This window comes from Sedimentibacter sp. B4 (genome assembly GCF_000309315.1).
Classification (GTDB): Bacteria; Bacillota; Clostridia; order Tissierellales; family Sedimentibacteraceae; genus Sedimentibacter; species Sedimentibacter saalensis.
On sequence record NZ_CANG01000038.1, the window covers coordinates 154206 to 169103 of the forward strand.

11 protein-coding genes and 1 other annotated feature are annotated in these 14898 nt (G+C 37.8%); of the genes, 4 read left to right on the forward strand and 7 right to left on the reverse strand.

Features of this window, described 5'->3' with window-relative positions; all coding sequences use genetic code 11:
• Positions 1 to 196 precede the first annotated feature (196 nt).
• Positions 197 to 952: a type I 3-dehydroquinate dehydratase gene (gene aroD / locus BN358_RS07890; protein ID WP_306461326.1), complete on the forward strand. Its 756-nt coding sequence runs from the start codon at positions 197 to 199 to the stop codon at positions 950 to 952.
• 217 nt (positions 953 to 1169) lie between these two features.
• Here aroD and ileS read toward each other — a convergent pair whose 3' ends face one another.
• Positions 1170 to 4298 (reverse strand): isoleucine--tRNA ligase, encoded by a 3129-nt coding sequence (gene ileS, locus BN358_RS07895; RefSeq protein WP_019228687.1) that lies wholly within the window; start codon positions 4296 to 4298, stop codon positions 1170 to 1172.
• Between the two features lie 195 nt (positions 4299 to 4493).
• Positions 4494 to 4706, reverse strand: a binding site (T-box leader).
• 113 nt (positions 4707 to 4819) lie between these two features.
• Between ileS and BN358_RS07900 the strand changes: the two genes are divergently transcribed.
• Entirely contained in the window at positions 4820 to 6349 is a 1530-nt protein-coding gene (locus BN358_RS07900) for an FAD-dependent oxidoreductase (protein WP_019228688.1), read from the forward strand.
• Between the two features lie 163 nt (positions 6350 to 6512).
• Here BN358_RS07900 and BN358_RS07905 read toward each other — a convergent pair whose 3' ends face one another.
• From BN358_RS07905 to BN358_RS07930, 6 genes are read right to left on the reverse strand one after another with little or no spacing between them, the layout of a single operon-like run.
• Positions 6513 to 7283, reverse strand: coding sequence for a tRNA1(Val) (adenine(37)-N6)-methyltransferase (locus BN358_RS07905; protein ID WP_019228689.1), 771 nt, complete (start codon positions 7281 to 7283; stop codon positions 6513 to 6515).
• Between the two features lie 51 nt (positions 7284 to 7334).
• Positions 7335 to 8141 carry an ABC transporter ATP-binding protein gene (locus tag BN358_RS07910; RefSeq protein ID WP_019228690.1) on the reverse strand — a complete coding sequence of 269 codons (807 nt, stop codon included), beginning with the start codon at positions 8139 to 8141 and terminating at the stop codon, positions 7335 to 7337.
• 10 nt (positions 8142 to 8151) lie between these two features.
• A complete protein-coding gene (locus BN358_RS07915) occupies positions 8152 to 9117 on the reverse strand; it encodes an ABC transporter ATP-binding protein (protein ID WP_019228691.1) in 966 nt (321 codons plus the stop codon).
• The gene (locus BN358_RS07920) at positions 9107 to 9928 is read right to left on the reverse strand and encodes an ABC transporter permease (protein WP_019228692.1); all 822 of its coding nucleotides are present in this window, start codon (positions 9926 to 9928) and stop codon (positions 9107 to 9109) included. Before BN358_RS07920 ends, BN358_RS07915 begins: the two co-directional genes overlap by 11 nt.
• A 7-nt stretch (positions 9929 to 9935) precedes the next feature.
• Entirely contained in the window at positions 9936 to 10892 is a 957-nt protein-coding gene (locus tag BN358_RS07925; protein WP_019228693.1) for an ABC transporter permease, read from the reverse strand.
• A gap of 21 nt (positions 10893 to 10913) precedes the next feature.
• A complete protein-coding gene (locus BN358_RS07930) occupies positions 10914 to 12425 on the reverse strand; it encodes an ABC transporter substrate-binding protein (protein ID WP_019228694.1) in 1512 nt (503 codons plus the stop codon).
• Positions 12426 to 12795: 370 nt separating this feature from the next.
• Here BN358_RS07930 and BN358_RS07935 point away from each other — a divergent pair, with 370 nt between their 5' ends.
• Positions 12796 to 13167, forward strand: a complete 372-nt coding sequence (locus BN358_RS07935; RefSeq protein WP_019228695.1) for a hypothetical protein — start codon at positions 12796 to 12798, stop codon at positions 13165 to 13167.
• 12 nt (positions 13168 to 13179) lie between these two features.
• Complete coding sequence (locus tag BN358_RS07940; protein ID WP_019228696.1) at positions 13180 to 14898, forward strand: ABC transporter ATP-binding protein; 1719 nt, start codon at positions 13180 to 13182, stop codon at positions 14896 to 14898.

The following is a 14898-nucleotide window of genomic DNA, read 5'->3' on the forward strand; positions in this document are numbered from 1 at the left end:
TGCCCCTACGGTTTGTCAATAGTCTGAGTTACTGCTCAACTTTCAGATTGATAACAAAGTTGTTTCAATAATGTAAGAGGGGCTACTGTCCTCCCGAAAATAATTGAATTAATAACACGGGCGGACACGAGGTCAGCCCCTACGGTTTGAAAAATAAACAAATGTTTTTGCAATTAAATTATTAATGAGGAGTATCATGATGAAGACAATACAGTGCAAAAATTTAATATTCAACAGCGGCTTGCCTAAAATATGCATCCCTCTTACAGGAAAAAATATAACCAGCATACTTGATGAATTTAATGATTTAAATCAAGTTGATCAAGACCTGGCAGAACTGCGTATTGATTTTTATGAAGATGTGGATGATTTTTCAAAGGTAGTTGATCTCCTTAAAAAAATCAGGGAAATATATTTTAAACCTCTTCTTTTTACATTCAGAACAAAAAAAGAAGGAGGGGTTCATGACATGTCTGAAGAAAACTACTTTGAACTCATACATATGGCAACAGACAGCGGACTTATAGACATGGTAGATATTGAACTTTTCAGCCATGAGGAAAGTTTAAGGAAAGCCGTAGCTTTTGCTCATGAAAAACATATTAAAGTTGTTATGTCAAATCATGATTTTCATAAAACCCCTGACAAGGACGAAATTATAAAAAGACTTGTGAAAATGCAGGAAAACGGAGCTGACATTTCCAAAATTGCAGTGATGCCTACATGTGATGAAGATGTCCTTGAACTTTTATCTGCCACCATGGAAATAAAAAATAAATACGGATTTCCATGCATAACCATGTCCATGGGAAGATTGGGTGCCATTACAAGGCTGTCAGGAGAATTGTTCGGCTCATGCATGACATTTGCAGCCCTTAAGAACACTTCTGCTCCAGGACAGATAAGTGCCGTTAAGGTAAAAGAGGTTTTGGATTTGCTGCATTTAGAGTAATAATTGTACAAATAAATTTATCTAATGTTTAATATTATGTAAAATTAGATTTAAAGATGAGATCCTTCGCTAACGCTCAGGATGACGCGGTGTGGATTGTTGTTGAATGAAACAGGGTGAACTGGCAGGGCTTATATCAAATAGTGAATAACCTCATAAGAGTTAATACAAATGGCTGATGTACATCATGTACATCAGCCATTACTTATTGTTTCATTTATTTGCTTGTTTTTTCTAATTTCATTCCTGTGTCGATTCCGTTTAAGTTGTGAACTTCAAAAGTGTCACTTGCTTTTTCAATTGAGTCTGCCAAAGTTTCACTCTTGATGAAATCTTCAAATTCTTTAACGGCTTTGTCTATTTCTTCTGAACCGTTGTAGAATATTTTGATTCTATCCATCATTTCGTATCCGTTGTTCTTTCTCATCTGCTGAACCTTTGATATGAATTCTCTTGCATATCCTTCGTTGAGCAAATCTTCAGTAAGGAATGTGTCTATTATTGTGAACAGGTTGTTGCCTGTTGAAACATCGTAGCCTTCCTTAGCAGAAATACGGATGTCTAATAATTCTTCGTCGACTGAAACTTTTTCGCCGTTTACTTCAAGCTCGAATACCTTGCCTGACTGAACTGTTGAAATTATTTCAAGAGCATTTGATTTAGCCAATACTCCAGCAAATGCCTTAACATTTCCTCCCAGTCTTGGTCCTGCAACCTTGAAGTTTGGTTTCAGGGAGAAATCCATGAATTCATTGAGGTCGTGTTCAAACACAACATCCTTTACATTCAGTTCTTCTTTGATTAACGGTACTAAATCTGAAATCAGTTTTTGATATTTTCCGTCTATATGGATTCTTCTTATAGGCTGTCGAACCTTGATTTTTGCATTTTCTCTTGATGCTCTTCCAAGTTTAACAAGATCCTTCACAAGGTCCATTCTCTCTTCAACATTTGCATCTATTAATTCTTCATGGTATTCAGGATAGTAGCTTAAATGCACTGATGGCTCGTTTGTAAGGTTTCTGTAGATTTCTTCTGACAGATACGGTGCAAAAGGTGCAGTAAGCTGTGCTATTCCTACCAATATTTCATAAGTTGTGTTGTAAACTGCTTTTTTATCTTCTGTCAATTCAGGAACCCAGAATCTTCTTCTTGAACGTCTGATGTACCAGTTTGACAAATCTTCGTTCACGAAATCCTGAATTGCTCTAACTGTCTTGTTGTGGTCGTAAACAGCCATGCTTTCACGAACATATTTTACAAGGTTGTTGTACTTGGAGATTATCCATCTGTCAAGTTCAGGTCTATCTTTGTATTCTACAAAGAATTCCTTTGGATTTATTGAATCTGTATTTGCATACAATGCAAAGAAAGTATAAACATTCTTAATTGTTCCGAAGAACTTGCTCAGCACTTCCTTGAGTCCGTCTTCGTCAAATTTTGTAGGTGACCATGCAGGTGATACAAACAACAAGTACCATCTCAAAGCATCAGCGCCGTATCTGTCGAACAAATCAAACGGGTCAACTGTGTTTCCTCTTGATTTGGACATTTTCTTACCGAATTTGTCAAGAACAAGGTCATTAACAAGAACTCTCTTGTATGGTGATTGTCCTCTCACATATGTTGATATGGCAATGAGTGAATAGAACCATCCTCTTGTCTGGTCTATTCCTTCGCAGATGAAGTCTGCAGGGAATAAGTCTTCGAAGTTTTCCTTGTTTTCAAAAGGATAGTGCCACTGTGCATAAGGCATTGAACCTGAGTCAAACCAGCAGTCAATAACATCTTTAACTCTTGTCATATGTTTGCCGCACTTAGGGCATACAATATGGACGTCATCAACGTATGGTCTGTGAAGATCAATAGTGTTTTCATCTATTTCTTCAACAGCTTTTTCAGCCAGTTCTTTTCTTGAGCCTATGCTTTCAACATGGCCGCAGTCGCATCTCCAAAGAGGAAGCGGAGTTCCCCAGTAACGACTTCTTGATATAGCCCAGTCGTTTAAGTTTTCAAGCCAGTTTCCAAAACGTTTCTCACCAACAAAATCAGGATACCATTCAACTGAGTTGTTGTTTTCTATAAGCTTATCTTTAAGGTTTGTCATCTTGATGTACCAGCTTGGTCTAGCATAGTACAACAGTGGTGTATGGCATCTCCAGCAGTGTGGATAGTTGTGAAGGAACGGTTCTTTTCTGAACAGTTTTCCGTTTTCTTTAAGCCATGCCAAAATTGGTGCATCTGCATCCATTACAAACATTTCTGACCAAGGTGTTCCTCTGAAACGTCCTGTGTCATCAACAGGATTTAATACAGCAAGATTGTATCTTGCGCCTGTGTTGTAGTCGTCTTCACCAAATGCAGGAGCAGTGTGTACTATTCCTGTACCGTCTTCTGTAGTTACATAATCAGCACAAGTCACAAAGAATGCTTTTTTACCTTCAGGAACATTTACAAATGGCATAAGCTGCTCATATTCCATGAACTCAAGGTCCTTGCCCTTCATTTCTTCAAGCACTTCATATTCTTCTTTTATTACTGCGCTTGCCAAAGCTTTTGAAATATAATAAACTTCGCCATTTTTGTCTTCTTTGTCCAGTGTTCTTACTTTAATGTAATCAACATCAGGATGCACTGTCAAAGCTACGTTTGACAAAAGTGTCCATGGTGTTGTTGTCCAAGCTAAGAAATATTCGTCTGCATCTTTTTTCTTGAACTTTACATATGCAGTCATTGTCTTGATTTCTTCGTATCCCTGTGCTACTTCGTGAGATGCAAGACCTGTTCCGCATCTAGGGCAGTATGGAAGTATTTTGTGTCCTTCATACATGAGTCCGTCCTTGAACATGTTGTCAAGTATCCACCACTCTGATTCAATATAATCATTGTTCAATGTGATGTAAGGATGGTCAAGGTCTATGAGGTAAGCCATACGCTCTGTCATCTGTCTCCACAGTCCTTCGTATGTGAATACAGATTCACGGCATTTTTCGTTGAACTTATCTATACCGTAATTCTCTATGTCTGTTTTGTCTTTAAGTCCTAATTGTTTTTCAACTTCTATTTCAACAGGAAGTCCGTGTGTGTCCCATCCTGCCTTTCTGTTTACCTGGTAACCCTCCATTGTCTTGTATCGGCATACGGAGTCTTTCAGCGTTCTAGCAATTACATGGTGAATTCCAGGTCTGCCGTTTGCTGTAGGCGGTCCTTCATAAAAAATAAAAGGTTTACTGTCTTTTCTGGTTTCAACGCTTTTGTCCAAAAGATCAATTTCTTTCCAGTATTGTGATATCTCATGCTCATTTGTTTTATAATCGGCTTTTGATATGTCTTTAAATAACTTCATCTTTTCCTCCTGTGTTATATATTTTTGTATTCTATTGCACCACGGCTATATTACATGCTGCGCAGTCTCATTCACCAATATATTTGCTCCCTCCGGTCGCATATATTGGGAATTCGTTGCGGTTGACCTACCGCCATTTTCAGAAAAACCTCTGAAAATGGGGTTAGGGCATACACAAAAGTCCCATGTCTAAAGACATGGGACGAAATCCGCGGTACCACCCAAATTACATATAAATAAATTAAATATGCATCTTGAAAATTTAACGCATTTATACGTAATTTCTTACTCATCTTCGGAAATTAAACTCGTGGATGATCTTCGCTGCATTCAGAATTACAATCTCCCACCATATGATTGTATCTCTTTGAATCCTACTGCAGTTACTCTTCCAGTCACCGTCATTATTATTATTTTGTTTCTGTATTATGATATATTAAAATGTTTTTAAAGTCAAGGAATAAATTGACTTTTTTCTGAAAGAATAATTAAATATGAAATTCACAAATTAGGAGGATAATATGGAATATCCCAGGGATTCATACTGGCACAAAACGGCCGGAAGCAAACCAAAAACATCCGAAAACAAAGACAGTCTTGATGGTAAAAAATTTGACCTGCTGATAATCGGGGGAGGCCTTACAGGACTTACAACAGCATACCTGTTAAGAAACAGCGGCTTTAAAATAGGAATAATTGAAGCAACCAGTATAGGTTACGGAGTAACCGGTTATACAACTGCAAAAATAACAGTACAGCACAGCCTTATTTACGATTACCTTATAAATAACTTTGGTTTGGATGAAGCACAACAATATCTGAAAGCAAACCAGGAAGGCTTGAATTTGGTTAAAACAATAATCCAGGAAAACAACATAGACTGCGATTTCAAAGAACAGACAGCATATGTGTATGCAGTGGATGAAAGTGAAGTAAAAGAAATAAAGACTGAATTTGAAGCTTACAAAAAACTTGGAATTGACAGTTATTATACTGAAAACACACCTCTTCCAAACAACGCCCTTGCTGCTGTAGGAGTGAAGAACCAGGGCCAGTTCAATCCCCTAAAATATCTGTACAAACTTTTAGACATAATAACAAAATCTGATTCCTGTGAAGTATATGAAAATGTAAGAGCCTTAAACATTGAGCCTCACAGCGAAGGCATTACCGTTGCAACCGAAAAAGGAAAAATTTATGCAGATAAAGTTGTTGTTGCATCCCACTATCCTTTTGATGACAGCTTCGGATTGTACTTTCTCAGACTTTATCAGGATAAATCATATATCATTGCTGCCAAAACCCATGAAGAACCATTTGAGGGTATGTACATAAATGTCAACGACCCAATTTATTCAATGCGCTATCAATTTTCAGACAAGGAAAATGTACTGCTTTTGAGCGGAGGCAATCACCGTGCAGGAGAAAAGGACAATGAGGAAGAATCTTACAAAGAGCTTGAAGATTTTCTGGTTAAAAACTTCAAGAATGCAGAAATAGTTTCTAAATGGTCCACTCAGGACTGCATGACCTATGACAAAATTCCGTACATCGGCCATTATTCCAACAGTTTCGAAAATCTGTATGTGGCAACCGGCTTCAAAAAATGGGGCATGTCTCATTCTGCTGCAGCAGCATTGATTTTGCGAAATAAAATTCTAAAGATTGATGATGACTATTCTGAGATTTTCAATCCTTCCAGATTCACTCCTCTGCAATCTTCAAAGGAATTTCTGTCTTCTGTGAAAAGTATTGCCGCGGGATTCATGAAAAGAGTTGCAATAGTTCCCGATGAAATACTTGAAGTAAAGGAAGGGGAAGGAAAAATTGTGAACTACAACGGCAAAAAGGTTGGAGTTTACAAGGATGACAAGGGTGATTATTTTTGTATTAACCCGGTTTGTTCTCATCTTAAGTGCGGCGTTTCATTTAATGAGGCAGAAAAAACATGGGATTGCCAATGCCATGGCTCAAGATACGACATAAAGGGAAATATACTTGAAGGGCCAACAGTTAAGCCGCTGGATAAAGTGACGATAAATTTAAAATAGTGACAAGGGGACGGGGTTGTTGTCATCTGTAGTGACAAGGGGACGGGGTTGTTGTCATCTGACATAATAACAAGGTACAGTAACCTCGTTCCTATGACAACGGGCGGACACGAGGTCCGCCACTACGTGTTGAATATCAAATTTATTTTATAGCAAAGTTTATTTATTCGGGTAATTCCATTCCGTAAATTTCATACACATCTTTTGTGTACTTGTCTTCATTGTCGTAAATATATAGTGGTGGGTCAAATTTAAGTTCCGGATTACCGTTTTTTGATGCCCTTATTAGTACCATGTTTGGTTTTTCTGCTGCTCTCGGGTGAACAAATCGAATTTGCTTAGGCTCAAGCCTGTATTTTCGAAGGAGGCATATTATGTCAGCCAGTCGGTCAGGACGGTGCACCATGTAAAAACGTCCGTACTGCTTCAAAAGCATTGCGGCAGTTTTTATTACGTCTTCAAGAGAGCACTTTATTTCATGCCTTGAAATTGCTTTTTTGTCCGTTGGGTTAATAATGCCGCTGTTGCTCAGCTTGTAGGGCGGATTTGAAATTACAGCATCAAATGAATTGGGCTCTAAATATTTCCCTACATCGTTTAAATCAATGTTTAAAATTTCAATTTTATCCTGCAGATTGTTGAGCTCAACACTTCTTCTTGCCATTTCTGCAACTTCTTCCTGAATTTCAACCGCATATGCCTTGGAATAATTTTTCTTTCCGCTTAAAAGTATGGGAATGATTCCTGTTCCAGTTCCCAAGTCCACAATTTTTGAATTGTTTTTAATGTCGCAGTAATTTGTGAGAAGTACAGCATCCATGCCAAAACAAAACCATTTTTTGTTTTGAATGATTTTTAAGCCGTTGCATTGTAAATCCTCTATTTTTTCATCTTCATTGAGCAGTATGTCCATAATGATATTGTAACCTTTCATATATTATATAACGTCCATAATTTTCTATCTTTAGCTTTTAACTCTTAATTCTTAATTAACAATAGCGCTGTCCAGAAGTTTTTTTGTGTATTCTTCCGCAGGGTGAAGGAGAACATGTTTTGCATCTCCTGCTTCAACAACAGCACCGTTTTGCATTACTATTATTGTGTCCGACATGTAATTTACAACACCTATGTCGTGAGAAATAAAAATGTAGGCAATATTAAGCTCCTTTTGAAGCTTTTTAAGCAAGTTAACTATTTGAGCTTGAATTGAAACATCAAGAGCTGAAACCGGTTCATCGCATATTATCACTTTTGGGCTTACAATGAGAGCTCTTGCTATTGCTGCCCTCTGACACTGTCCCCCGCTTATTTCAGATGGATACTTGTTTTTAATATTTAAATCAAGTCCAACCTTTGCAAGTATTTCATCTACCATCTTGTTCGCTTCTTTTTTATCTCTTGCTATGTTGAGAGTAAATAACGGCATGGAAATAATTTCGCCTATTTTATAATTGGGGTCCATGGAACCTTGGGGATCCTGAAAAATAAACTGGACATTTCTTCTGTATTCCTTGTGCTCTTCGGCAGTCATTTCAGCAATATTTTTTCCGTAATAATAAACACTGCCATATGTGGGTTTTTGAAGCCCCCCAACAATTTCACCGGTTGTTGATTTACCGCTTCCCGATTCACCCACTATACCCAGAGTCTTTCCTTCTTCAACTATAAAATTCACACTTTTTACCGCAGCAACTTTTTCTTTCACTTTTCCGGTTAAAAAGTGCTTTTTCACTACATATTCTTTTCTTATATTCTTAGCTGTTATAACAGATTTGTTTTCTTCAATGCTCATAATTAGCCTCTTAATCTAAATTGCATCTGAAATAATGACCGTCCTCTTCATGTTCCTTGACATAAGTCTCGCATATTTCCATTGCCTTAGGACACCTGTTTCTAAATAAACATCCTTTTGTGTCCCTTCCCTTTTCCTGCACATAACCCGGTATTTCTGCAAGGGGCTCTGTCTTTTTGATCTTCATGGTGGGAATTATGTCTATTAAAAGCTGCGTGTAGGGATGTTTTGGATTTTCAAACACTGATTTTGTTGTTCCTGACTCGACCACCACTCCTGCATACATGACAGCGAGGCTGTGGCTGTAGTTTTTAACCAGCCCCAAGTCGTGAGATATCAAAAGTATTGAAATATTCAGCTCCTCATTGATTGACCTGAACAGTTCCATAACTTGTTTTTGCACGGTGCTGTCCAGTGCAGTTGTAGGCTCGTCAGCCACAATGAGCTTAGGATCGTTCATGAGTGCCATTGCAATGTTAATTCGCTGTCTCATTCCTCCGCTCAGCTGCCAGGGGTAGTAGTTTAAAACCAACTTTGGGTTTGAAAAACCTACCTTGCTGAGTATGCCTTCTGCTTTTACAAGAGCTTCTTTTTTATTGTTGTTTGTATGGTCAATAAAACCATCTGCAATTTGATTTTTAATTTTTATCATGGGATGAAGAAAAAAAACTGTATTTTGAGGAATATAGCCTGCATTTTTCCCAATGTGTGCTTTCTTATCCCTTAGAGAAATTTCAAGCATATTTTTCCCTGCAACAATCATTTCATCAGCGCTGAAAATCAAATCATCAGGCAGAAGATTTATAAGTGACTTTGCTGTGAGAGTTTTCCCGGAACCTGATTCTCCAACCAGTCCGAAAATTTCTCCCTTTTCAATGTTCATGGATGAACTGCTCACAAGAGTATTGCCTACAGCGTCACTCACATGAAGTTTTTTTAATATTACAGTATTATCATTTATAATTTCATTCATCATGGCTCCTCCTGTTGATGAGCATGTCGTTTAATCCGTCTCCTATGAGATTGAATCCAAGAATTGTAATTATTATTGCTATTCCAGGAGCCACTGCAAGGTACGGATATGTTAGGAAGTACTGCCTTGATTCGCTGAGCATCAGTCCCCAGCTTGCATATGGCGGCTGAATTCCAAGACCCAGAAATGAAAGTGATGTTTCTATCATAACAGCAGAGCCTATGGCAGAGCTGTACTGAGTTACAAGCTTGGGCAGCATGGCAGGAACAAAGTGCTTGAAGAATATTTTACTGTTTGTTGTTCCATAGCTTTTTGCAGCCTTTATATAAAGAAGATTTTCCGTATCAAGTATCATTGAATACACAAGCCTTGCAAAAACAGGAATCATGAAAATTGCTATGGCTATGATGGAACCCTTAAGCCCTTTTCCTGCCACTGTTACGATCATAAGTGCAAGAAGAATACCCGGAAATGACATGAGCCCGTCCATAATACGCATGATAACAGAGCTTGCTGCTTTTTTTAACATTGCAGCAACAGCTCCCAATGCTATGCCAAATGTTGTTCCAAGGGTTACAGATCCTATTCCCACAAGCAGCACATTTCTCGAGCCGTACATTAATCTGCTGAGGATATCCCTTCCGAAGTTATCTGTACCAAGAATGTGTTCGGAATCGAAATCAGGCTTTAAAAAGCGCTCTGATATATTCATTTCATTTGGAGGGTACGGCATGTATACAAATGACAGCCCCCACATTGCTAAAACAAGCAAAATCAATATGATACCTGTTGCGATGCTCAAATTTTTTTTCATTTATTTATTATTCTCCTCGCTGAAAGGATTTTATTCTTGGATTTATAAACATTATCAGCACATCCACCGCCAATGTGATGAAGATTACCATTGCTGTAATAAACATAACAAGGCCTTGGAGAAGAACAATGTCTCTGTGCTCCACGGCACTCAAAACCAGACGGCCCAATCCTGGCAGTGAAAAAATAGTCTCAACCACGACGGTTCCTCCCGCAAGTTTTGCAAACTGCATTCCAATAATTGTAAGCGGTGCAACGAGAGCTCCCCTCAAAGCATATTTAACATAAACTTTTCGTGCCCCAAGCCCTTTTACTTTTGTCATGTCCATGTAGTCCTGATTCAATGAATCAAGCATGGAACTTCTTACAATTCTTAACAGTGTACCTGTTTCTCCTATTGCAAGAACCACAGAAGGAAGTGTTATGCTTTTTATGAATCCTGCGAAGTTATCACTGAGCGGAACAAATCCCGATACAGGAAACAATTTAAGCTTAAGACCGAAATAAACAATAAAAACCATTCCTATCCAAAAGGAAGGAATGGCTGTTCCAAGCTGCATGATGCTTCTTGAAAAATAATCTATGATGCTGTTCTTTTTAATTGCCGATAGCATTCCAAACAAGAATGCCAAAAATACAGCAATAATCATGGCAAATACAGATATGGAAAGAGTAACAGGAAGACTGCCTGTAATCAATGATTTCACAGACTCCCCGTACACATAGGATGTTCCCATGTCAAGATGAAGAAGGTCATTAAGCCATCCAAGATACTGCTGGTAAAGGGGCCTGTCCAGACCCATTGCTGTATGAAGTTCCTGAACCATTTCCGGAGTTGCTTCTGTTCCCAGAATAAGCTGGGCAGGGTCCCCCGGAATGATCATTAATACAGCAAATGTTATGATTGACACAACCAGCAAAACAACAACCGAGCTTTTGACTCTGTCTAAAACATACCTTAACATAAATTCACCCCGTTACATACCTTACTCTGCAAAGCTTACTGTGCTGAAGTCATAAACGTCTATTGGGAATATTTCCATACCCTGTACGTCTTTCTGAAGAGCAAGCATTGTTCGCGGTGTCTGCAGATAGATGGCAGGAAGTTTCTCAGCCAATATCACTTGTATTTGTTTATATATTTCTTTTCTCTTGCTCTCATCAAGTTCCTTGAGAGCATCAGCAAGAAGCTGGTCTACCTCGCCTGTTTTCAAGCTTATATAATCATTGCTGTCGGATTTGTATCTTGCCAGGAACGCATATGAATCAAGTCTTCCTGTGTGTCCTACAACAGTTGTATCAAATTTCTTTGCTGTGTAAACATCGCTCAGCCATGTTCCCCATTCAACAATTTCAATGTTTACATTTATGCCGATTTTTCCTAGCTGATCTGCAATAACCTGACCCGCATCAACGTGAAGCTGATAATTTTTAGGAAGAGTCATGTTTATGTCAAATCCGTTTTCATATCCTGCTTCTTTCAAAAGTTCCTTAGCCTTTTCAGGATTAAATTCAATCACGTTGTTTGTATCGTAGTAATCAGGTGAAGTTGGCGGAAGGTGTGAACCTATTTTGTCGCCGTAGCCGAACATGGAAGCTTCAATCACTTCATCTTTGTTGATAGCCATGGCCATTGCCTGTCTTACCTTTTCATTTTTCAGGATTTCATTGTCAGTATTAATTGACAATATCTGCACAGCATTCATAGGCTCTGAAATAACCTGGTAAGCTTCATTGTTTTCAACCATTGTTACCTGGTCTCCTGTTAATGGAATTATGTCCAGGTCTCCAACCTGGAAGCTAGCCATCATGCTTGTAGCATCAGGTATCAATACAAGCTTGACTGTTTCCAGTATTGCTTTTTCACCGAAATAATTGTCATTTCTTTCAAGAGTCAAATCCTGCTGAGGATTCCACTCCTTCAGTTTAAAGGCGCCAGTTCCCACGGGAGCAGTTTTTAAATTATCAGCTGCTTCTTCAGGAACTATTGCAGTCCATGGGTATGCAAATCTTTTTAAAAGTTCCACATCCAGTGTTTCAGTGGTAAATTTTATATTATAGTCATCGACAGTTTCTATTTTAACTATATTTTCATAATCTTTTGCTTTTGGGCTTTCTGCATCTTTCAGTCTGTTGAAGGAATATTCAACATCCTTTGCTGTCATTTGTCTTCCGTTGTGGAAATAAACATCATCTCTCAATGTGAATGTAATTTCCATACCGTCTTCGGAAACATTCCATTCTTTTGCAAGTCTTGGGGTGATTTCCCAGTCAGATGTTACAGATACCAATGTATCATAAATGTTGTTAGTTACGGAGAAAGTTGATGCCGCTGCAGTTCTCTGAGGATCAAGGCCTTCCGGTTCAGTGGTGTATCCCATTGTCAAGCCGGTTTTTGCAGTTGTTTGTGGCTCTTTAGGAGTGTTTTCTTGATTGGAGCATGCAGAAATGCTAAACAGCATAACAGCAGCTAATACAAAAGCTATAATTTTTTTCATTTTTTTATCCTTTCAGTTAATAAAATTTAAAAATATCTTTTACTGAAAATCAAATTAAACGCATTGTTTTCACCTTTTATTATCAAATCATGAGTATCTGTAATAAGTCTTGAAAGCTGCGCTGTAATCTGATTAAAATCAAATACATTTATGTTTAACACATATCATTTGAAATGTCAATAGATTGACATAATTTAACGGACAAATGCAGGGTTTTTTTCGACAAAAAATGTATTGTACTCAAATGTTTATCTGCACCAGAAATAACTCTACATGTTTTATACATTAATTTATTAGTTCGTTGTAAAAAAATGCAAATCATGATATTATATTAGTTGCATTATTGATTTATATAAAATCGAGGTGAATTATGAACCCAAGCAGAAAAAAACTTAAGGAAATGCAGCAAAAAAAATGGTGGAGCTATGCTCTGCTGGCAGCAGGAGTGTTTGTATTCACGGAAGGCTGCACAATTTTAAGAACAAATACGGAATATGCCCTGCCTGCAATTGTATTCAGCTTGTTTATGCACTCAAGCAGCATGAAGGACTTAGGAAAAAGATTGTTGAAGCATGAACCCGGAAGTGCTGCAAACATTGCCATGTTGGCTGTTCTTCTATTTGCAGCAGCAACAAGTTATATGAGAGAAATCACACTTACAGCAATTTTTATCATGAATGTTTCAGCAGTGCTGGTATTTTTAATTGTATCAGTTGCTTCAAAATTCATTAAAAAGCAATAATAAGGAGTACATATGGTTAAAAGATTTATATCATACTACAAACCCGTAAAAAAAATATTCATCATCGACATGGTCTGCGCATTAGTAATGGCTGTGTGCGATTTGTTTTATCCCATGATAACAAGGAACATTATCAACATCTACGTTCCAAATCAGCAGTTCAACCTCATGATAACATGGATGGTAGCCTTAGGACTAATTTATCTGTTGAAGGTAGGGCTTAACTACTACATTACATACTACGGCCACATAATGGGCGTAATAATGCAGGCTAACATGAGAAAAGACATTTTTGAGCACCTGCAGGACCTTCCATTTGTGTTCTTTGATGAAAACAAAACAGGCAGTCTTACTTCCAGAATTATAAATGACCTTATGGAAGTATCTGAGCTGGCACACCACGGTCCGGAGGATGTGTTCATTTCTCTCATAATGCTTATTGGTTCATTCATAATGTTAAGCACCATAAATTTCCCATTGGCACTAATTGTATTTTCAGTTGTTCCGTTTTTGATTTTCATTGTAATGAAGCTTAGAATCAGAATGTCGGACACGTTTCTTGAAACAAGGGAAACAATCGGTGAAGTAAATGCCACTATTGAAAACAGCATTTCAGGCATTAGAGTTTCAAAGGCTTTCAGCAATAAACAAAATGAAATTGAAAAATTCGAGAACAATAACCACAAGTTCCAGTCAGCAAGGAAAAAAGCTTACAAGGTAATGGCTGAATTCCACGTGAGTTCTTCATTTGTAATTGACTTTTTAAACATTCTTGTATTAAGCGCCGGAGGAATTTTCTTCTTCAAGGGATGGATTAACTTTGGAGATTTTGCAGCTTTCATTTTGTACATAAGCAACTTCCTCAATCCCATAAGAAAACTCATAAACTTCGTTGAGCAGTATCAGTTAGGAATTTCAGGATTCAAAAGATTTACAGAAATCATGGATGCTGATATTGAAAAAGACGAACCAGGTGCAAAAGACATTGAAAAAGTCAAAGGAGACATACAGTTCAATGATGTTACTTTCTCATACGGAGACGACAAGGAAATATTAAAGGACATCTCATTCAAAATCGATGCAGGCAAGACTGTTGCCTTCGTTGGACCTTCTGGAGGAGGAAAGACAACACTGTGTCACCTCATACCTCGTTTTTATGAAACAGAAGAAGGTACTATTTCCATAGACAACACAAACATCAAGGATTTCACCCGCAAATCTCTTAGAAAAAGCATTGGAATTGTTCAGCAGGATGTGTTCCTTTTCACGGGAACAATTTATGACAACATACTTTGCGGGAAACTTGATGCAACTGACGAAGAAATTCAGCATGCAGCAAAAATGGCCAACATTCATGACTTCATTATGGATCTTCCCGATGGTTACAACACTTACGTAGGAGAAAGAGGTGTGAAACTTTCCGGAGGACAAAAACAAAGAATTTCAATAGCCCGTGTATTTTTGAAAAATCCGCCAATACTTATACTTGATGAAGCAACATCTGCATTAGACAATGCAACAGAACTTCTAATACAAAATTCTCTTGAGGAACTGTCAAAAGGAAGAACAACTGTTGTTGTTGCACACAGGCTTTCAACCATTAAAAATGCAGATGAAATAATCGTCTTAACAGACAAGGGAATACAAGAAAAAGGAAGACACGAGGATTTAATCAAAGCAGAAGGCATTTATGCGGAACTATACAATTCTCAGTTTAAAAACCTGGCTTAG

Bases quoted from the DNA above. Each gene is read 5' to 3' on its own strand.
- BN358_RS07925 (WP_019228693.1), bottom strand. From the start codon at position 10,892: ATGTTAAGGTATGTTTTAGACAGAGTCAAAAGCTCGGTTGTTGTTTTG.
- BN358_RS07940 (WP_019228696.1), top strand. From the start codon at position 13,180: ATGGTTAAAAGATTTATATCATACTACAAACCCGTAAAAAAAATATTC.
- BN358_RS07910 (WP_019228690.1), bottom strand. From the start codon at position 8,141: ATGAGCATTGAAGAAAACAAATCTGTTATAACAGCTAAGAATATAAGA.
- BN358_RS07900 (WP_019228688.1), top strand. From the start codon at position 4,820: ATGGAATATCCCAGGGATTCATACTGGCACAAAACGGCCGGAAGCAAA.
- BN358_RS07930 (WP_019228694.1), bottom strand. From the start codon at position 12,425: ATGAAAAAAATTATAGCTTTTGTATTAGCTGCTGTTATGCTGTTTAGC.
- BN358_RS07915 (WP_019228691.1), bottom strand. From the start codon at position 9,117: ATGATGAATGAAATTATAAATGATAATACTGTAATATTAAAAAAACTT.
- BN358_RS07905 (WP_019228689.1), bottom strand. From the start codon at position 7,283: ATGAAAGGTTACAATATCATTATGGACATACTGCTCAATGAAGATGAA.
- ileS (WP_019228687.1), bottom strand. From the start codon at position 4,298: ATGAAGTTATTTAAAGACATATCAAAAGCCGATTATAAAACAAATGAG.
- BN358_RS07920 (WP_019228692.1), bottom strand. From the start codon at position 9,928: ATGAAAAAAAATTTGAGCATCGCAACAGGTATCATATTGATTTTGCTT.
- BN358_RS07935 (WP_019228695.1), top strand. From the start codon at position 12,796: ATGAACCCAAGCAGAAAAAAACTTAAGGAAATGCAGCAAAAAAAATGG.
- aroD (WP_306461326.1), top strand. From the start codon at position 197: ATGATGAAGACAATACAGTGCAAAAATTTAATATTCAACAGCGGCTTG.